This is a genomic window from Roseicella aerolata, assembly GCF_020523605.1.
In the GTDB taxonomy this organism is placed as follows: domain Bacteria; phylum Pseudomonadota; class Alphaproteobacteria; order Acetobacterales; family Acetobacteraceae; genus Paracraurococcus; species Paracraurococcus aerolatus.
Genome location: NZ_JAJAQI010000030.1, coordinates 33419 through 50303, shown reverse-complemented (window position 1 = coordinate 50303; position 16885 = coordinate 33419). Strand labels below are relative to the sequence as shown.

Here is a 16885-nt window from a genome sequence, read left to right as displayed (position 1 = left end):
GGTGCTTCCACGGCGTCCGGTCTGCCTTGACCCGCCGCAAGCGGTCCGCCCGGCCTTGGCCAGCGCCCGCTCCGGCGGCACACTTCCCGGCAAGCAAACCCGGGAGTGAAGCGCATGTCCGCCCCTGCCGCCGCGGCAGCCGAAACCCGCACGGGGTCCGTCCCCACCCACGACGCCATCATCATCGGCGCCGGCATCGCCGGCATGTACCAGCTCTACCGCCTGCGGGAACTCGGCCTTTCGGTCCAGGTCTTCGAAACCGGCAGCGGCGTGGGCGGAACCTGGTACTGGAACCGCTATCCCGGCGCCCGTTTCGACTCCGAGAGCTATACCTACGGCTATGCCTTCGACGAGCAGTTGCTCCAGGAGTGGAACTGGAGCGAGCATTTCTCCGCCCAGCCGGAGACGCTGCGCTACCTGAACCATGTGGCGGACCGCTTCGACCTGCGGCGCCACATCCGGTTCAACAGCCGCGTCGCCGAAGCCAGCTTCGACGAGGCGAAGCGGGAATGGGAGGTCGCGCTGGAAAGCGGCGAGCGCCAGCGCAGCCGCTTCCTCATCACCTGCATCGGCCCGCTCTCGGCCGATACCCTGCCGCGCATTCCCGGGGTGCATGACTTCGAGGGGCAGTCCTTCCACACCTATCGCTGGCCGCATGAGCCGGTGGACTTCGCCGGCAAGCGCGTGGCCGTCATCGGCACCGGCGCGACCGGCGTGCAGGTGATCCAGACCATCGCGCCGCTGGTCGGGCAACTCACCGTGTTCCAGCGGACGCCCAATTGGTGCACGCCGCTGCACAACCGTCCGATCACGGAGGAGGAGCAGGCGAGGATCAAGGCCAACTACCCCGCCATGTTCGAACTGCTCCGCACGACACCCGGCTGCTACATCCACAACACCGACCCGCGCGGCACCTTCGAGGTGACGGAGGAGGAACGCGAGGCCTTCTGGGAGAAGCTGTATGGCGAGCCGGGCTTCGGCATCTGGATGGCGAATTTCCGCGACGTCCTGACCGATCCGAGAGCCAATGCGCTGTTCAGCGACTTCGTCGCGCGCAAGATCCGGCAGCGCGTGAAGGACCCGGCGACGGCGGAGAAGCTGATCCCGAGATGCCACGGCTTCGGCACCCGCCGCGTGCCGCAGGAGACCCGCTACTACGAGGCCTTCAACCTGCCGCATGTCCGCCTGGTGGACACGCGGGAGACGCCGATCGAGCGGATCACCGGGACCGGCATCCGGACCAGCGATGCCGAATACGACTTCGACATGATCATCTACGCGACCGGCTTCGATGCCATCACCGGCGCCTTCGACCGGATCGAGTTCCGCGGCACGGGCGGCGAGCGGCTGAAGGACCACTGGAAGGACGGGCCGAAGACCTATCTCGGCCTGATGTCGGCGGGTTTTCCCAACATGCTGACCATCGTCGGGCCGCACAATGCCTCGACGCGCTGCAACATCCCGCGCTGCATCGAGCAGAATGTGGACTGGGCGACGGACCTGCTGCGGCACGCGACGGAGCGGGGCATCACCCGGGTGGAGGCGACGCCGGAGGCCGAAGCCGAGTGGTCCCGCCATATCGAGGAACTCGCCGCGGGCATGCTCTACACCCAGATCGATTCCTGGGCGACCGGCATCAACCGCAATGTCGAGGGCAAGGATGTGCGCCGCATCCTGCAATATCAGGGCGGGGCGCCGCAGTACCGGGCGCGCTGCGAAGCGGTGGCGGCGCAGGGCTATGCCGGCATGACCCTGTCCTGAACGGGGGGGGCGGCATCTCCGTCCGCCGCGCCTTGGTCTGTCCGGGACGGGAAGGCCGGTGCCCGCTCCGCGCTACTCCGGCAGGATCTCGGCCTTCAGCGGCAGCGGGGGGCCGAGCCAGAGGGCGTGCCGGACATGGTCGGCCCGCTGCCGCCCCGTTTCCGGGTGCACCAGCACCGAGAGATCCCCGCGGTTCAGCGCCAGCCAGGGCACCAGCCCGGCGAAGAGCGCCGGGGCGAAGGCCACTTGGTACATGGCGGCGGTATGCGGCCCGACCGGCTGGTCGTGCCAGCGGCCGAGCACCGCCGCCGGGAAGGTTTCGGCAATGCCTGCGCGCACTGCCTCGGCCGCCGCGCGGGTCGCGGTGGGCTCGTAATAGACGTGCGCGTGCCAGCCGCTGATGGGAAGATCCATGGAAGGAAGGTCGGATCGGGCGGGCAGGCGGTCAAGTCAGGGGCTGGCCGCGAGCCGGTCGGCCAGCTTCTCGTGATCTGGCGGCGCCTTGCGGGGGGCGGCAGCGATCCGCAGCCCAGGGGCGCCGTCGATAGTTCCATCCCGGCGACCAGCATCCGGCATGGCGCCGAAGGAGCCAGGGTTGACCGGCAGGACATCCGGGCCGGGCGCCAATGCGGCCTTGCTGTCGCGCAGGAAGGGGCGGGGCAGCCACGGACGGCAAGTCGTTTCCGTGGCATCCTCCGCGAATGATCGATCTTGCGGCCTATGGCAGCCTCTTCCTGGCGGCCCTTGCCGCCGCGACCATTGTCCCGATGCAGTCCGAGGCCGTGCTGGTCGGCCTGCTGCTGGCTGGCGAGCAGCAGGCCTGGCTGCTGGTGCTGGTCGCCAGCATCGGCAATGTGCTGGGCTCGGTGGTGAATTGGGGGCTCGGCCGCTGGATCCATCGCTGGCGCGACCGCCCCTGGTTCCCGGTGAAGCCGGATGCCCTGGCGCGGGCGGAGGGCTGGTACCGCCGCTGGGGCCGCTGGTCGCTGCTGCTGAGCTGGGCGCCGATCATCGGGGATCCCTTGACAGTCATCGCGGGCGTGCTGCGCGAGCCCCTCTGGGTGCTCCTGGTCCTGGTCGCGATCGCCAAGGCCGGGCGCTACATCGCCCTCGCGCTGCTGACCCTGGGGCTGGTCCCGGGCGGCTGAGGCCGGAGCGGGCCCTGGCGCCGCGGCCGGACGGGGCGCCGCCGGTCACGTGCTGTGGCGCCGGGGGAAGGCCCGTGCCTCCCCCATGCCCGCACCGCCAAGGACCGAAGGGCCCTTGGGACCCTTGTGAGTCAACTCGTCAGAACGGCAGCAGGATGTCCAGCACCTGGGAGCCGAGGCGCGGCTGCTGCAGGTCCGAGAGCGTACCGCGCCCGCCATAGGCGATGCGTGCCTCCGCCAGCCGGTCGTGGCGGATGGTGTTGTCGCTGGCGATGTCCTGCGGCCGGATCACGCCCTGCACCGCCAGTTCCCGCAACTCCCCGCTGACGCGCACCTCCTGCTTGCCGCTGACCACCAGGTTGCCGTTGGGCAGCACCTGGGTGACGGTCGCGGCCAGGCGCAGCGCCACCGTCTCCGTCCGCCGCACCGTGCCGTTGCCGTCCGTCTCCTGCTGGCCGCTCGCCTGCACCAGCCGCTCGACATTGGCGGGCGGCGGGAACCAGCGGGTCTGCAGGCCGAAGACCTGCGGGATGCCCATGCTGTCGCTGCCGCTGCGCGCCCGCTGGGTGCGGTTCTGCAACTGCGCCTCGTCCTGGATGGAGACCAGCACGGTGATCAGGTCACCCACCTGCGCCGCGCGCTGGTCCCGCAGGAAGGTGCGGCTGCCCGGCCGCCACAGGCTGTTGGCCGGCGCCGGCGGGTCCTGCGCGGCCGGCATGGGCATCGCCACCGGCCGCCAGGCCGGGTCGGCCGTCGGGTCCTGCACCGCCGAGAGCGCCGGCGCGCCGCCGACCCGCGAGAGCCGCTCCAGCGTCCCGCAGCCTGCGAGCAGGAGGGCCGGAAGGAGAAGGGCCAGCGCGCGCATCACCGTGCCTCCGCCCGCAGCGGCGCCGCGCCCATCGCGACCCGCACCCGCCCCGGCCCGATCACCTGCCCTTCCACCACCGTCCGGCTGGCGAGGTTCATCACCGGCACCAGGGCACCGCGCGGCGCCGCTTCCAGCGCCCGCCCCTGGGCGGTGAGGGCGAGGCCCGGCGCCTCCACCTCCATCGTCACCAGCGCGTTCTTCTCGACCAGCGCGGGCGGGGCGAGATCGGCGCTGAGGAATGGGGCCTCCGCGCCCATCGGCCGCCTTAGCTGCTGGCCGATCACCTGCCCCGGCCGCTCCACCGTGCCGGGCCGCACCCGTTCGGCGCGCAGCCGGACCAGCCGGACATCGCCGGGCCCGACCACCTCGCCGAGCGCCAGCCGGCGCGTCGCCACCACCGCCGGCAGGGTGGCCACCACCCGCCCGGCGACACGCTGCCGGAGCACCGGCATCCCCTCCGCCATGACGACCAGCGTGGCGCCGAAGCGGCTCCTGGCCGGATCGAGGCTCGCCGCCTCGGCCGCCAGTTGCGGCGGCGTGCCGGGCGGGACCATCGGCGAGGTGAGCGGGCCCAGTTCCAGCTCGGCCTCCGCATCGAGGCCATGGACGAGCAGTGCCGCCCGCAGCGCCGCCAGGATCTCCTCCCGCGGCACGGCCTGGCCCGGCCGCTCCACCACCACCCGCTCCTGCGCCGAGAGCGGCCGCCAGGCAAGGCCATGTGCGCGCGCCAGCGCCAGGAGTTGCGGCGCCTCGATCACCAGCCGTTGGCCGGGCGCCGGGGCCGCGCCGACCGGCTGTGCCGCCCGCGGCCCGGCACCTTCGAAGATGTCGCCGAGGCGCAGCACGGGATCGGCCGCGACCACCAGCGGTCGCGGCCCGGCCAGTTCCTGCGCGGCGGCCGCCAGGGGAAGGCAGGATGCGAGGAGGAGCAGCAGGGCAGCGATGCGCATGGCCGCCTCACCGCATCCGCGACAGCGTCGAGAGCATCTCGTCGCTCGCCGTGATCACCTTGCTGTTCATCTCATAGGCCCGCTGGGCGGTGATCAGGCTGGTGATCTCCTGCACCACATTGACATTGGAGCTTTCGATGAAGCCCTGCAGCACCTGGCCATGGCCGGGCTGCCCAGGTGCCGCGAGCTGCGCCTGCCCGGAGGCCGGCGTTGCCAGCAGCAGGTTGTCGCCCATTGCCTCCAGCCCGCCCTCATTGGCGAAGATTGCGGTCTGGATCTGGCCGACATTCTGCGGCGCCACCTGGCCGTCCAGCTTGGCCAGCACCTCGCCCGCCGCATTGATGGTGACGTCGCGTGCCGCGGCCGGGATGGCGATGCCGGGCAGCACCAGGAAGCCCTCCGCCGTCACGATCTGGCCTTCCGCCGAAAGGCCGAAGGTGCCGTCCCGCGTATAGGCGATCTCGCCCGAGGGAAGCTGCACCTGGAAGAAGCCGTTGCCCCGGATCGCCAGGTCGAAGCGGTTCTCGGTCTGCTGCAGGCTGCCCTGCTCGCCGATGCGGTAGATGGCGGAGGTCTTCACGCCGAGGCCGATCTGCGCGCCGGAGGGCAGGATGCTGCCGTTCTCCGAGCTCTGCGAGCCGACGCGGCGGATGTTCTGGTAGAGCAGGTCCTGGAACTCGGCCCGCCGGCGCTTGAAGCCGGTGGTGCTCATATTGGCGATGTTGTTGGAGATGACCTCGACATTCGTCTGCTGGGCCATCATGCCGGTGCCGGCGATCTGGAGCGCACGCATCGTCACTCTCCCAAGCCGGCGAAGCGCCGGTGCAATGCGAAGGACCGGCCCGCGGTCTGCCAGGCGCGCATCGGTCAGCCTCCTCCGGATCAGCCGCGGCGGCGCAGAATGCGCTCGACGGCGGTCTGCAGCCGCTCGCCCTCGCGCTCGGCGAAGCTGGTGGCGAGCTGGAACTCGCGCACCTCCTCTGTCATGCGCACCATCTCCAGCACCGGGCGCACATTGCTGCCCTCCACCGCGCCCTGCACCACGCCGGGGCGTTCCACCGGCTGCGGCGCCTCCTCGGCGGCGAAGAGCCGGTCGCCCACCGCGCGCAGCTTCTGCGGCGCCTCGAAGCGCACCACGCGCAACTGGCCCAGCGGGCCATTCTCCGACCGGATGGTGCCGTCCCCCTGGATCTCGATGCGCGTGTCGCCGGGGCCGATCACGATGGGTGTGCCGCGCGCATCCAGCGCGGCATTGCCTTCCGCATCCACCAGCCGCCCATCGGGCGAGAGGCCGAAGCGGCCGGCACGGGTGTAGCGCTCCTCGCCGCCCGGGGTCTCGACCGCGAAGAACCCCTCGCCGCGCAGGGCGACATCCAGCGGATTGCCGGTGGTGGTCAGCGGGCCGGGCGTGGCCTGCCGCCAAGTGGCGCGGTCGATGCTGTAGGCGGTGCTAGCGCCGCGTGGCCCGTCCGGCGGCGTCTGCAGATGCTGCGCGAAGACCGGCCGCTGCGCCTGGAAGCCGGGCGTGTCGGCATTGGCCAGGTTGTGTGCGAGCACCTGCGTCGCGCGCAACTGGGCGCCGAGGCGGGAGAGGATGACGTAGCCGGGCGTGTCCATGCGTCCCTCCGGGGCGGCGCCCTCCTGGCGCCAGGTCACGCCGCCCCTGCCGCAAGCACCGTGCCAGCGGGGCTGGGCTCCTGGGCCGGCGGAGCCTGCCGCCTGCGGCAGGATCTGCCGCACCCCCCGGCCGCCCCTGCCGGTGCAAGCCTTCCTTAAGCCCCGGCGCGGCAGGATGGACCCCCGGAGAGGCGAGGAGCGGATGTCGGAGAAGGCGGTCGCGGCGGAGGGCGCGGAGGCACCGGCCAAGGGTGGCAAGCGCAAGCTGCTGCTGCTTGCGCTGCCGGTCGTGCTGGCCGCGATCGGCGGAGGCCTCTGGTTCACCGGCATCCTGCCCAAGCTGCTCGGCATGGGGGGCGGGGAAGCGGCAGCGGAGGAGTCCGCGCCGGCCGTCGCGGCCCGTCCGCCGGTCTTCTTCGACATGCCGGAGATCGTCGCCAATCTGAACGCCCCCGGCCGCCGCGCCAGCTACATCCGCCTGCGCAGCAAGCTGGAACTGGCGAAGCCGGAGGACGCGGCGGCGGTGCAGGCCGCCTTGCCGCGCCTGCTCGATCTCTTCACCACTTACTTGAGGGAGATGCGGCCCGAGGAGCTGCGCGGCAGCGCCGGCACGCAGAGGTTGCGGGAGGAGCTGATCGCCCGCGCCAGCCTGGCCGCCGCGCCCGCCCGCGTCACCGACGTGCTGTTCACGGAGATCCTGCTCCAATGAGCCCGTCCCCGCAGGAGGAGGAAGACCTCGCCGCCGCCTGGGGCGAGGCGCTGGAGCAGGAGGAGGCCGCCCCGGCCCCGGCCGCGCCGGCGCCCGAGGCCACGCGCGTCCTGAACCAGGCGGAGATCGACAGCCTGCTCGGCTTCGGCGGCGACAGCGCCAAGCAGGAGGACCAGACCGGCATCCAGCGCATCGTCAGCGCAGGCCTCGTCTCCTACGAGCGCCTGCCGATGCTGGAGATCGTCTTCGACCGGCTGGTGCGCATCCTCTCGACCTCCCTGCGCAATTTCACCTCCGATAATGTCGAGGTCTCGATCGACAGCATCGTCTCCCTCCGCTTCGGGGACTACCTGAACAGCGTACCGCTGCCGGCCATGCTGGCGGTCTTCAAGGTGGAGGAGTGGGACAATTACGGCCTGCTGGTGGTTGATTCCGCACTGATCTATTCGGTGGTGGACGTGCTGCTCGGTGGCCGTCGCGGCACCGCGGCCATGCGCATCGAGGGCAGGCCCTATACCACCATCGAGCGGACGCTGGTCGAGCGCCTGATCACCGTGGTGCTGCAGGACCTCTCGGATGCCTTCAGCCCGCTCTCGCCAGCCACCTTCCGCTTCGAGCGGCTGGAGGTGAACCCGCGCTTCGTGGCCATCTCCCGCCTGTCCAACGCCTGTATCCTGGCGCGCCTGCGCGTCGACATGGAGGATCGCGGCGGCAAGGTGGAGCTGCTGCTGCCCTATGCCACGCTCGAGCCGGTGCGGGAGCTGCTGCTCCAGCAATTCATGGGCGAGAAATTCGGCCGTGACAGCATCTGGGAGACGCATCTGGCCGAGGAGCTGCGGCACACCGAGCTCTCGCTGAATGTGGTGCTGGACGAACAGGCGATGCCACTTGCCAGCGTCATGTCGCTGCAGCGGGGTGACTGCATCACGCTGAATGTCGCGCCCGGCGCGCCGGTGACGCTCCGCTGCGGGGAAGTGCCGCTCTTCGAGGCGGAACTGGGCCGGCGGGAGAACCGGCTGGCCGTGCGCATTTCGCGCGAGCTGCGCCGGCAGGCGGAGGACTGAGCCGATGAGCTGGGCCGAGCTGCTCCTGGAACTGGCGATCATCTTCCTGCTCGCGCTGGCGCTGCCCTTGGTGCTGCGGCTCGAGCGCAGCCTGGCGGCGGTGCGGCGGGACCGCGCGGCGCTCGAGAGCAGTGCCGGCAACCTGACCGAGGCGACACGGCTGGCCGAGGCCGCATCCATCCGCCTGCGGGCCGCGGCGGAGGGCGGCGGGCGGCAACTCGCCGAACGCCTGGCCGCGGCCGAGCCCATGCGGGACGATCTCCGCTACCTGGTCGAGCGTGCCGAGGCGCTGGCCGACCGGCTGGAGGCGCTGGTGCGGACGGCGCGGCCCCTGGCACAGGAGGCGCCGCCCGATCCGGTCCCGGAGGCCGGTCGCAGCCAGGCGGAGCGCGCCCTGCTGCGGGCGCTGAGGGCCGGGCGATGAGGCGGCCGCGACTGCTTCCGGCCATGCTCGGCGGCATGGCGCTGCTGCTGGGCATCAAGCTGCACGGGCTCCTCTCGACGGATGCTCCGCCGCCGCTTGCCCTGGTTGCGCCGGCGAGGGCCAGCGGCGAACAGCGGCCTGCCGCCGCCGCCATTGCGCCGTCGCCATCGCCCGCCCGCCCGCTGCAGGCGGTGCCGCCGGAGGCACCGACACCCGAGCAGCAGGCCGAGCGTGCGCTGCTGGAGGGGCTGCGCGCCCGCCGCAGCGAGCTGGAGGCGCGGGAGCAGGCGCTGGCGGCGCGCGAGATGGTGCTGGCCGCGGCGGAGCGGCGCCTTGGCCAGCGCATCGAGGAACTGACCGCCCTGCAGCAGCGGCTGCAGATGCTCGACCGCACCCTCTCCGAGCGCGAGGAGAGCGGCTGGAGACAGATGGTCAAGCTCTATGAAGGCATGCGCCCACGCGACGCCGCGGCGATCTTCGACGAGCTGGAGACGCCGGTGCTGCTGCAGATCCTCGACCGCATGGGGGAGCGCAAGGCGGCGCCGGTGCTGGGCGCGATGAAGCCGGAGCGCGCCCGGACCATCACCGCGGAGCTGGCCCGTCACCGGGCCCGCCCCGCCGACTGACCCGCAACCCGAAACCCTGGCAGAGGAAGCCCGAGGCTGCCCATGGACAAATCCACCCATGTCCTCATCGTCGATGACTACAAGACCATGCTGCGGATCATCCGCAACCTGCTCAAGCAGCTGGACTTCAACAATGTCGAGGAGGCGACCGACGGACAGGAGGCACTGGCGAAGCTGCGCGCCGGCCAGTTCGGCCTGGTCATCAGCGACTGGAACATGCAGCCCATGACCGGGCTCGACCTGCTGAAGGAGGTGCGGGCTGATGCGCGGCTGAAGAACACGCCCTTCATCATGATCACCGCCGAGAGCAAGACGGAGAATGTGGTCGCCGCGAAGCAGGCCGGCGTCTCCAACTATATCGTCAAGCCCTTCAACGCCGAGACCCTGCGCGAGAAGATCGAGAAGGTGATGGCCCATGCCTGACGGGGTGCCCGGCCAGGACCGGATCGAGGAGGCGGTGCGCGCCGTCCTCGGCAGCCTCTCCGGCGCCATGACGGTGACCGAGGCCGCGCTGCTCGCCGAGCTGGAGGCGCTGGGGCGCGAGGTGGCGCGCGCCAAGTCCGAGATCGCCGCGCTGCGGGTGGATGACATCAATGACAGCCACATCCCGACTGCGACGGATGAGCTGGACGCGGTGGTGGAGCACACCGCGGATGCGACCAACGAGATCCTCGACTGCTGCGAGCGGCTGGAGGCGCTGCAGGGCAAGCTCGCCGGCGAGGCGGCCGAGACGGTCGCCTCTGCCGTCACGCGGATCTACGAGGCCTGTAGCTTCCAGGACATCACCGGCCAGCGCATCGGGAAGGTGGTGGCGGCGCTGAAGGCGATCGAGCGACGGGTCGCGGCGGCCACCGCCGCCTTTGCCCGACCGGGGGAGCCGGAGCCGCCGCCCGCGCCGGAGCCGCAGGCGGATGGCCGGACGGAGGGCGAGAAGCTGGCGAACGGACCGCAATTGCCGAGTGCGGCGAGTTCCCAGGCCGATATCGACCGGCTGCTGGCGAGCTTCGATTGATGCGGGTCGCGCTGGCGGCGGTGCTGGCGCTGCTGCCGGCGCTCGCCATGGCGGAACGGGTGCCGGTCCGTGCCGGTGACCATCCCGGCCATGGCAGGTTGGTCTTCGACTGGCCGGCGCCGCCCGCCTACAGCCTGCAGCAGCAGGGCGAGCGGGTCCTGCTGCGCTTTCCGCCAGGCAGCACGGTGCAGTTGCCGCGTCGCCTGCCCCGGAACGTGCTGGCCGCGGCGGAGGAGGCGGGGAACATTCGTCTCACCCTGCGGCCCGGGGCGAGCGCGCGGCATTACCGGCTGGGGGACCGGGTGGTCGTGGATCTGCTGGATCCCCCGGCCAAGCCCGAGCCGGTTGCGGCCGGGGCACCGCCGCGCCCGCCCCAGGCTGCGCGCGCCGGAGCCGCGACCGGCCGGCCCCTGGCGCGCCCGACCCGGGTGGAGGCAGCACAGCCGGCCCAGGCACCGGCGGCAGCCCTCCCGCCTGGTCTGCCCAATCCGGCCCGTCCCGCGCCGTCCGTTGCCGAGAATGCCCCGGCTGCGCCGATGGGCGCCGCTGCGCTGCCTGCGGGGCCGACGCCCGTCCCGGCCACGGAGGGGGCGCGTCAACCCGCACCGCCTCCGCCGATGTCTGCGCCCGGTGCTGCCGCCACGCGGCTTGCGGCAAGCCAGGGCATCCAGGCCTCCGTGCTGCTGCCGTTTCCCGCCGGTACGGGGGCCGCGCTGCTGCGCCGGGGTGGCGATGTCCTTGCAGTCTTCGATCGGGCCGAGGCACCCGATCTCCGCCCGCTCCGCGGCGATCCGGTCTTCGGTGCCCTGACCCTGGAGGCCCTGCCCGGCGCCACGCTGCTGCGCCTGCCGCTCGCGCCCCCGGCCCGCATCCGCGCCCGGCGCGACGACGCCGGCTGGGTGCTGGACGCCCTCCGGCCCACCGGCGCGGGCGAGCCGGCGCAGGCGGCCCCGGCGATCGGACTGGAGGCCGAGTCCGGACCACCGCCCCGCCTGCTGCTGCGCGCCGCGGCGCCCGGCCGGGTAGTGCCCGTGACCGATCCCGAGACCGGCCTGCCGCTTCTGGTTGGCACCCTGCGGGAGGGGGCGGAGGCGATGCCCCTTGGCCGCCGCCTGCCGGAGCTGGACCTGCCGCCGACCCTGCTCGGCGCGGCCGTGCTCGCCCGCTCGGACGGGATCTCGATGCAGCCGGGCAGCGATCGCTTCGCCGTTATCGCTTCCGGCGGCGCCCGCTTCGCACTGGACCCGGGGGTCACCCAGGTGCCGGCCGCTCCGGCCATGACGCGCAGCTTCGACCTGCCGGCCCAGCCGCCCGCGGAACTGCTTGCCCGCCTGCAGGCGCTGCAGGCCGGGATCGCCGGCGCCCCGCCGCTCGGCCGCATGCCACAACGCCGCGCCGCGGGGGAGGCGATGCTGGCGCTCGGCCTGCCGCAGGAGGCGCAGGCGATGCTGGCGCTGGGCTTCGCGGAGGACCCGCGCGCCGCCGCCGATCCGCGCTATGCGGCGCTCGCCGCCGCCGCCGCGCTGCTGGCAGGCCGGCTGTCGGAGGCCGGGGCCCTGCGGGCGGCCGAGTGGCCCGAGAGCGACGAGGCGACCCTGTGGCGCGCCGCGCTCGCCGCCGCCCGCGCCGAATGGCGGGAGGCCGGCCCCGGCTTCGCAGCCACGCTGCCGCTGCTGCTCGCCTATCCCTCGGGGCTGCGGGCCCGGCTGTTGCCGCTCGCGGCGCTGGCGCTCGCCGAGGCCGGGGAGCGCGCGGCGCTGCTCCGGCTGCTGCAGGCGGCCGGCCCTGCCGCCGAGGAGCTTGCCCTGCCTGGCGCCATCCTGGCCGAGGCGGAAGGCCGGACGGAGGAGGCGCTCGCCGCCTATGACCGCATCGCCGCCGGGCGTGACAGGCAGGCACGGGCGAGGGCGATCCGGCGCGCGGTGGAACTCCGCCTCGCGGCCGGCCGGATGGACACGAAGCAGGCAGCCCGCGCGCTGGAAGCCGCGCTCTTCGCCTGGCGCGGCGATGCGGCGGAACTCGAGACGCGGCAGCGCCTCGCCGCCTTGCGGCGCGAATCGGGCGATGCGCGCGGCGCGCTCGCCCTGCTGCGGGAGACGGTGGCGATGGCGCCGGATCATGCCATGGCGCTGCAACCGGCGCTGCGGGACGCTTTCCTCGCGGCGCTTGCCGAATCGCCACCGCTTGCGGCCGTTGCGCTGTTCGACGCCTATCCGGACCTGATGCCGGCCGATGCGGGTGGAGAAGCCGCGGTGCAACTCCTGGCCGAACGCCTGTTGGCGCTTGATCTCGGTGATCGCGCCGCCACGCTGCTGGGACAGGCGATGACGCGGGCGGAAGGCGCCGCGCGCGCCGCGCTCGGTCTGCGTCTTGCCGCGCTGCGGCTGGCCGAGGGTGATGCGGCCGCCACACTCGCCGTGCTGGCGGACAGCGCCGCGGACGGGCTGCCGCCCGCCCTCGCGCAGGATCGCGCCGTGCTGGGCGCGCGCGCGGAGGCGCGGCGCGGGCGGCAGGCTGAGGCGATCGTGGCGCTGCGGGCGCTCGGCCCCGCGGGTGGCGAGGCGCTGTCGGAATTGCTGGCGGAGGCCACCGATTGGACAGGCGCGGCGGTGGCGCTCGGCGAGCATCTTGCCGCCGCTCTGCCGCGCCCGCCCGCGCCGCTCGAGGGGCCGCAGCGCCGGCTGCTGCTGCGGCAGGCGGCGCTGCATGCGCTCGCGGGCGAGGATTCGGCGCTTGCCGCACTGCGGGCCGCGGAGACGGCGCGCATGGGCGAAGGACCGCTGGCCGAGGCTTTCGCGCTGCTCACGGCGGATCCGCTGCGTGGCCTCGCCGACCTGCCGCGGCTGCAGCGCGAGCTGCAGCTTTTCCGCAGCCTGCCCGGACGGCTGGAGGCATTGCGGGCGGGCGCGCCGGTCACGCGCTGAGTCCCGCGTCCCCCGCGGGGGAGGGCGGCAAATTTTTCGGCCGAGCGGGACAGAAAATGGCTTGCGTCGCCGACCCCCTTGCCCCATATGCCGCCGCCGTTGACCTGATCGATATCCGATCACCCCGGTCATCTACTGGTGGGAACAGGGGCCCGAAATGGACGCTCTACTCCAACTGGGGATGGTCTCGGAGCAGCTCCCGAGCGAAGCCCAGAACTCTGCAACCTCGGTGAGCGAGGCCAAGGATTACTTTGTCAGCCGTGATGGCGTGAAGTTCGCCGGCACGCATCTGATCATTGATCTGTGGGATGCCACCAACCTGGCGGACCCGGAGCATATCGATGCGGTGCTGCGAGAGGCAGCGATCGCGACAGGTGCGACGATCCTGCACGGCCACTTCCACCATTTCGGCCCGAACAGCGGCGTGTCCGGCGTGCTGGTGCTGGCGGAGAGCCATGTCTCCATCCACACCTGGCCGGAGCGCGACTATGCGGCGCTCGACATCTTCGTCTGTGGCGTCTGCAACCCCTATCTCGCCATTCCGGTGCTGAAGAAGGGGTTCCTGCCCGGCCGCGTGCAGCTGGCCGAGCACAAGCGCGGCCTGGTCGGCTGACACGAGACCGGGCGTGAAGGTTCCGGGGCGGGGCCGTGAGGTCCCGCCCTCTCTGTTTCAGGGGTGCCGGCATGGCGACCGATTCTTGGGTGAATGAGACGCTCTACAGCGCCTGGGGCCAGCGCTTCCGGGTGAAGCGCGAGCTCGCGCGGGTGCAGAGCGATTTCCAGGACATCATGCTGTTCGAGAGCGAGACGCATGGCCGCGTCATGCTGCTGGACGGCGTGGTGCAGATCACCGAGGCGGACGAGTTCGTCTACCAGGAGATGCTGACGCATGTGCCGCTGCTGGCGCATGGTGCGGCGCGGCGCGTGCTGATCATCGGCGCGGGCGATGGCGGCGTGCTGAAGCGCGTGCTGCAGCACAAGGGCGTCGAGCGCGCCGTGATGGTCGAGATCGACGGCGAGGTGATCCGGCTGTGCAAGGAGCACATGCCGGGCATCGGCGGCGATGCCTGGACAGACCCGCGCGCCGAGGTGATCGTCGGCGACGGCATCGACTATGTCCGCAAGGCGCCGGCCGGCAGCTTCGATGTGGTGATCGTGGACAGCACGGACCCGATCGGCGTCGGCGAGGTGCTCTTCACCGACGAGTTCTACGCGAACGCCGCGCGCCTGCTGTCGGACCGGGGGCTGATCGTGAACCAGTGCGGCGTGCCCTTCATGCAGGCCGATGAGTTGCGCGAGACCTCCATCCGCCGCGGCAAGGCCTTCCCGGATATCTGGGCCTATGTCGCCGCCGTCCCGACCTATGTCGGCGGCTTCATGACGCTCGGCTGGGCCTCGAAGGATGCGGCGCAGCGCAAGGTGCCGGTAGAGGAGATCCGCAAGCGGGCCGAGGCGGCCGGCATCCTGGGCGCGACGCGCTACTGGACGCCGGAAATCCATGTCGGCGCCTTCAACCTGCCGCCCTATATCGCCGAGAACCTGCCGAAGGGCTGAGCAGCCCTGACCAGGGCGATGGTTGGCGGCTTCGCCTCCCGCCGGCAGGCGGATCAGGTCCCGGGGTGGAACGGCCAGGCCGGCCCGCCCCGCACCTCCCCGAGCACCCGCGCGAGAGTCCGCCCGACCCGCGCCACGGCTTCCGCCCAGGGCAGCACGGCGAAGGCGTCGAATTCCGGGATCCAGCGCCCCTCCGGCGTGCGCATCACGGACCGGCAGCGCAGCCCTGCCGCATCCGGCATCGCCGCCAGGCACCAGGCGTACAGCGCCAGATCCTTGCCGCGCAGATAGGCATGGAGCCCAAGCCCGATCAGCGCCTCGGCCGGCGCCTGCAGCCCGGTCTCCTCTTCCAGCTCGCGCCGGGCCGCCGCGGCGAAATCCTCCCCCGGCTCGGCGATGCCCTTCGGGATGTCCCAGAGCGCCGAGCGGGTGGCGTGTCCCAGCAGCAGGTGCCGCCCATCGGTCACCAGCACCCCGCAACTCGTCCGCCGCGCGGGCACGGGGAACAGGTCACCCTGGTCCGGCGGGCCGGGGCGCCTCATCCGCCGGGCCGCGTCCAGGGGCTGGCCGGCGGCTCGATGCCCTCCCGCTTCAGGGCTACGGCGGTGCCGCTCGCGCTCACCATCAGCATGCCGTTATTGCTGCCCAGCACCTCATAGTCGATATCGATGCCGATCACCGCATCGGCGCCGAGCGACTGCGCCTGCGCCAGCAGCCCCTGCAGCGCCGCGTCGCGCGCCGCGCCCAGCTCTCGCTCATAAGTGCCGGAACGGCCGCCGATAATGTCCCTGAGGCCCCCGAGCAGGTCCTTGAAGACATTCACGCCGAGCACCGAATCGCCGAAGACGACGCCGAGATAGCGCTCGACCTCGCGCCCCTGGATGGTCGAGGTGGTGGACAGGATCATCGCGCGCTCCTCCGTTCCGCAGCCGGATATGGAAATGGGACGGGCGGAGCAAACCGCCGCCTCAGGGGCCGAAACCCTGCACCAGCCCGCCCGCCACCAGCCGCCAGCCATCCACCAGCACGAAGAAGATCAGCTTGAAGGGCAGCGCCACCACGTTCGGCGGCAGCATCATCATGCCGAGCGACATGAGCAGGCTGGCCACCAGCATGTCGAGCACCAGGAAGGGCAGGAAGAGCAGGAAGCCGATCTCGAAGGCCCGCTTCAACTCGCTGACCAGGAAGGCGGGCAGCAGGGCGCGCCAGGGGATCTGCTCGGGCGGCGCGCCCTCCGGCACCGGCGGCAGCCGCGCGAGGTCGAGGAAGAGCGCCAGATCGGCCTCCGCCACCTGTGCGGCCATGAAGCGCCGGAAGGGCTCGGCCGCGGCGGCCAGGCCTTCCAGCTCGCCGGTCCGGCCCTCCATCAGTGGTTGCAGCCCGGCCGCCCAGCTCTGCTCGAAGACCGGCTGCATGACGAAAAGGGTGAGGAACAGCGCGAGGCCGATCAGCGCCGGGTTGGGTGGCACGCCCTGCGCCCCGATCGCGCTGCGCAGCAGGGCGAGGACGATGATGATGCGGGTGAAGGCGGTGGCCATCACCAGCAGGGAGGGGGCGAGGGAGAGCAACCCGATCAACGCCGTCAGCAGCACGAGCCGGGAGGTGGCGCCAGGTTGGCCGGCAGTGCCGAGATCGATGCTGACGCTCTGTGCCGCTGCGGGGCCGGCCGCGAGCAGCAGCAGGAGAAGCAGGGCCGCCTTCATGGCGCGGGCCGCTCCGGCAGCCAGCCGATCACCGCATCCTGGCCGCCGCCGGTGAGCAGCAGCACCTCCCGCCCGTCGCAGCGCACCAGCAGCAGCCGCCGGCGGGCATCGAGCGCCAGGACCTCCTCGACGGCGAGGCGCCGCCCGGCGCCGCGGCCGGTCCTGCCGCCGCGGAACGCCCTCGCGCCGAGCCAGAGCGGTAGCGCCACGGCGGCCAGTGCGCCGGCCGATTTCAGGATGAGATCTGGGTCGAGGAACAAGCCGGCGGCCTCCTGCCGACGGGGTGGCGGGGTCAGCGCGGGGTGAGGGCGGCGCCGAGCCCCTCCACCTGCGCGAGAAGCTCAAGCAGGGCGGGGCGCAGGGGCCGGGCCGACTCGGGCGGCAGGGTGGCAATGGCCGCGCAGAGGGCGGCGGCGCCCGCATCAAGGCCGGTGAGGTCGATCTGCCGGCCGGACTCGACCAGGGCGCGCGCCAGCAGGAGCGTGCCATGCATTGATTCGATGGCGGCGAGGGGTGGGGCAGGGG

General features: G+C 72.3%; 21 protein-coding genes. 11 read left to right on the top strand and 10 right to left on the bottom strand.

Features of this window, described 5'->3' with window-relative positions; translation table 11 throughout:
- The first annotated feature begins 114 nt into the window (after window positions 1-114).
- Window positions 115-1761 carry a flavin-containing monooxygenase gene (locus LHA35_RS18490; protein WP_226610771.1) on the top strand — a complete coding sequence of 549 codons (1647 nt, stop codon included), beginning with the start codon at window positions 115-117 and terminating at the stop codon, window positions 1759-1761.
- A 72-nt stretch (window positions 1762-1833) separates the two neighbouring features.
- Here LHA35_RS18490 and LHA35_RS18485 read toward each other — a convergent pair whose 3' ends face one another.
- A complete protein-coding gene (locus LHA35_RS18485) occupies window positions 1834-2175 on the bottom strand; it encodes a DOPA 4,5-dioxygenase family protein (RefSeq protein ID WP_226610769.1) in 342 nt (113 codons plus the stop codon).
- A 287-nt stretch (window positions 2176-2462) separates the two neighbouring features.
- Here LHA35_RS18485 and LHA35_RS18480 point away from each other — a divergent pair, with 287 nt between their 5' ends.
- Window positions 2463-2909 (top strand): YqaA family protein, encoded by a 447-nt coding sequence (locus tag LHA35_RS18480; protein WP_226610767.1) that lies wholly within the window; start codon window positions 2463-2465, stop codon window positions 2907-2909.
- Window positions 2910-3048: 139 nt separating this feature from the next.
- Here LHA35_RS18480 and flgH read toward each other — a convergent pair whose 3' ends face one another.
- From flgH to flgF, 4 genes are all read right to left on the bottom strand, one after another.
- Window positions 3049-3774 carry a flagellar basal body L-ring protein FlgH gene (gene flgH, locus LHA35_RS18475; protein WP_226610765.1) on the bottom strand — a complete coding sequence of 242 codons (726 nt, stop codon included), beginning with the start codon at window positions 3772-3774 and terminating at the stop codon, window positions 3049-3051.
- Entirely contained in the window at window positions 3774-4727 is a 954-nt protein-coding gene (flgA, locus tag LHA35_RS28735; RefSeq protein WP_264185636.1) for a flagellar basal body P-ring formation chaperone FlgA, read from the bottom strand. Before flgA ends, flgH begins: the two co-directional genes overlap by 1 nt.
- Window positions 4728-4734: 7 nt before the next feature.
- The gene (gene flgG / locus LHA35_RS18460; RefSeq protein ID WP_226610763.1) at window positions 4735-5520 is read right to left on the bottom strand and encodes a flagellar basal-body rod protein FlgG; all 786 of its coding nucleotides are present in this window, start codon (window positions 5518-5520) and stop codon (window positions 4735-4737) included.
- 89 nt (window positions 5521-5609) lie between these two features.
- Window positions 5610-6383 carry a flagellar basal-body rod protein FlgF gene (gene flgF, locus LHA35_RS18455; RefSeq protein WP_226610761.1) on the bottom strand — a complete coding sequence of 258 codons (774 nt, stop codon included), beginning with the start codon at window positions 6381-6383 and terminating at the stop codon, window positions 5610-5612.
- A 136-nt stretch (window positions 6384-6519) separates the two neighbouring features.
- Between flgF and LHA35_RS18450 the strand changes: the two genes are divergently transcribed.
- The 9 genes from LHA35_RS18450 to speE all read left to right on the top strand — a co-directional run bounded on the left by LHA35_RS18450 (window position 6520) and on the right by speE (window position 14657).
- Entirely contained in the window at window positions 6520-7053 is a 534-nt protein-coding gene (locus tag LHA35_RS18450; protein WP_226610759.1) for a flagellar basal body-associated FliL family protein, read from the top strand.
- The gene (gene fliM, locus LHA35_RS18445) at window positions 7050-8117 is read left to right on the top strand and encodes a flagellar motor switch protein FliM (RefSeq protein ID WP_226610757.1); all 1068 of its coding nucleotides are present in this window, start codon (window positions 7050-7052) and stop codon (window positions 8115-8117) included. Before LHA35_RS18450 ends, fliM begins: the two co-directional genes overlap by 4 nt.
- A gap of 4 nt (window positions 8118-8121) precedes the next feature.
- Entirely contained in the window at window positions 8122-8541 is a 420-nt protein-coding gene (locus LHA35_RS18440) for a DUF6468 domain-containing protein (RefSeq protein WP_226610755.1), read from the top strand.
- A gap of 23 nt (window positions 8542-8564) precedes the next feature.
- Window positions 8565-9167 (top strand): MotE family protein, encoded by a 603-nt coding sequence (locus tag LHA35_RS18435; protein WP_226610753.1) that lies wholly within the window; start codon window positions 8565-8567, stop codon window positions 9165-9167.
- 42 nt (window positions 9168-9209) lie between these two features.
- Complete coding sequence (locus tag LHA35_RS18430) at window positions 9210-9590, top strand: chemotaxis response regulator CheY (protein WP_338050919.1); 381 nt, start codon at window positions 9210-9212, stop codon at window positions 9588-9590.
- Window positions 9583-10179 carry a protein phosphatase CheZ gene (locus tag LHA35_RS18425; RefSeq protein ID WP_226610752.1) on the top strand — a complete coding sequence of 199 codons (597 nt, stop codon included), beginning with the start codon at window positions 9583-9585 and terminating at the stop codon, window positions 10177-10179. Before LHA35_RS18430 ends, LHA35_RS18425 begins: the two co-directional genes overlap by 8 nt.
- Window positions 10179-13103 (top strand): hypothetical protein, encoded by a 2925-nt coding sequence (locus LHA35_RS18420; protein WP_226610750.1) that lies wholly within the window; start codon window positions 10179-10181, stop codon window positions 13101-13103. Before LHA35_RS18425 ends, LHA35_RS18420 begins: the two co-directional genes overlap by 1 nt.
- Window positions 13104-13260: 157 nt before the next feature.
- Window positions 13261-13716, top strand: coding sequence for an adenosylmethionine decarboxylase (gene speD, locus LHA35_RS18415; protein ID WP_226610748.1), 456 nt, complete (start codon window positions 13261-13263; stop codon window positions 13714-13716).
- A 71-nt stretch (window positions 13717-13787) separates the two neighbouring features.
- On the top strand, window positions 13788-14657 hold the full coding sequence (speE, locus tag LHA35_RS18410; RefSeq protein WP_226610745.1) for a polyamine aminopropyltransferase: 870 nt from the start codon (window positions 13788-13790) through the stop codon (window positions 14655-14657).
- Between the two features lie 53 nt (window positions 14658-14710).
- Here the strand turns inward: speE and LHA35_RS18405 are convergent, their stop codons facing one another.
- The 5 genes from LHA35_RS18405 to LHA35_RS18385 all read right to left on the bottom strand — a co-directional run bounded on the left by LHA35_RS18405 (window position 14711) and on the right by LHA35_RS18385 (window position 16853).
- Complete coding sequence (locus tag LHA35_RS18405; protein ID WP_226610744.1) at window positions 14711-15199, bottom strand: NUDIX hydrolase; 489 nt, start codon at window positions 15197-15199, stop codon at window positions 14711-14713.
- Window positions 15196-15564, bottom strand: a complete 369-nt coding sequence (locus LHA35_RS18400; protein ID WP_226610742.1) for a heavy metal-binding domain-containing protein — start codon at window positions 15562-15564, stop codon at window positions 15196-15198. Before LHA35_RS18400 ends, LHA35_RS18405 begins: the two co-directional genes overlap by 4 nt.
- Before the next feature lie 61 nt (window positions 15565-15625).
- Complete coding sequence (fliP, locus tag LHA35_RS18395; protein WP_226610740.1) at window positions 15626-16360, bottom strand: flagellar type III secretion system pore protein FliP; 735 nt, start codon at window positions 16358-16360, stop codon at window positions 15626-15628.
- Window positions 16357-16620: a flagellar biosynthetic protein FliO gene (locus LHA35_RS18390; RefSeq protein WP_226610738.1), complete on the bottom strand. Its 264-nt coding sequence runs from the start codon at window positions 16618-16620 to the stop codon at window positions 16357-16359. The genes fliP and LHA35_RS18390 overlap by 4 nt, the downstream gene beginning before the upstream one ends.
- A 32-nt stretch (window positions 16621-16652) precedes the next feature.
- A complete protein-coding gene (locus LHA35_RS18385; protein WP_226610736.1) occupies window positions 16653-16853 on the bottom strand; it encodes a hypothetical protein in 201 nt (66 codons plus the stop codon).
- Window positions 16854-16885 lie beyond the last annotated feature (32 nt).

Excerpts from the sequence above, each read along its gene's own strand:
- LHA35_RS18435 (WP_226610753.1), top strand. The coding sequence starts at position 8,565 with ATGCTCGGCGGCATGGCGCTGCTGCTGGGCATCAAGCTGCACGGGCTC.
- LHA35_RS18440 (WP_226610755.1), top strand. The coding sequence starts at position 8,122 with ATGAGCTGGGCCGAGCTGCTCCTGGAACTGGCGATCATCTTCCTGCTC.
- LHA35_RS18430 (WP_338050919.1), top strand. The coding sequence starts at position 9,210 with ATGGACAAATCCACCCATGTCCTCATCGTCGATGACTACAAGACCATG.
- LHA35_RS18490 (WP_226610771.1), top strand. The coding sequence starts at position 115 with ATGTCCGCCCCTGCCGCCGCGGCAGCCGAAACCCGCACGGGGTCCGTC.
- flgA (WP_264185636.1), bottom strand. The coding sequence starts at position 4,727 with ATGCGCATCGCTGCCCTGCTGCTCCTCCTCGCATCCTGCCTTCCCCTG.
- fliM (WP_226610757.1), top strand. The coding sequence starts at position 7,050 with ATGAGCCCGTCCCCGCAGGAGGAGGAAGACCTCGCCGCCGCCTGGGGC.
- speD (WP_226610748.1), top strand. The coding sequence starts at position 13,261 with ATGGACGCTCTACTCCAACTGGGGATGGTCTCGGAGCAGCTCCCGAGC.
- flgH (WP_226610765.1), bottom strand. The coding sequence starts at position 3,774 with ATGCGCGCGCTGGCCCTTCTCCTTCCGGCCCTCCTGCTCGCAGGCTGC.
- LHA35_RS18425 (WP_226610752.1), top strand. The coding sequence starts at position 9,583 with ATGCCTGACGGGGTGCCCGGCCAGGACCGGATCGAGGAGGCGGTGCGC.
- LHA35_RS18385 (WP_226610736.1), bottom strand. The coding sequence starts at position 16,853 with ATGCATGGCACGCTCCTGCTGGCGCGCGCCCTGGTCGAGTCCGGCCGG.
- LHA35_RS18450 (WP_226610759.1), top strand. The coding sequence starts at position 6,520 with ATGGACCCCCGGAGAGGCGAGGAGCGGATGTCGGAGAAGGCGGTCGCG.
- LHA35_RS18400 (WP_226610742.1), bottom strand. The coding sequence starts at position 15,564 with ATGATCCTGTCCACCACCTCGACCATCCAGGGGCGCGAGGTCGAGCGC.
- fliP (WP_226610740.1), bottom strand. The coding sequence starts at position 16,360 with ATGAAGGCGGCCCTGCTTCTCCTGCTGCTGCTCGCGGCCGGCCCCGCA.
- LHA35_RS18480 (WP_226610767.1), top strand. The coding sequence starts at position 2,463 with ATGATCGATCTTGCGGCCTATGGCAGCCTCTTCCTGGCGGCCCTTGCC.
- LHA35_RS18405 (WP_226610744.1), bottom strand. The coding sequence starts at position 15,199 with ATGAGGCGCCCCGGCCCGCCGGACCAGGGTGACCTGTTCCCCGTGCCC.
- flgG (WP_226610763.1), bottom strand. The coding sequence starts at position 5,520 with ATGCGTGCGCTCCAGATCGCCGGCACCGGCATGATGGCCCAGCAGACG.
- speE (WP_226610745.1), top strand. The coding sequence starts at position 13,788 with ATGGCGACCGATTCTTGGGTGAATGAGACGCTCTACAGCGCCTGGGGC.
- LHA35_RS18485 (WP_226610769.1), bottom strand. The coding sequence starts at position 2,175 with ATGGATCTTCCCATCAGCGGCTGGCACGCGCACGTCTATTACGAGCCC.
- LHA35_RS18420 (WP_226610750.1), top strand. The coding sequence starts at position 10,179 with ATGCGGGTCGCGCTGGCGGCGGTGCTGGCGCTGCTGCCGGCGCTCGCC.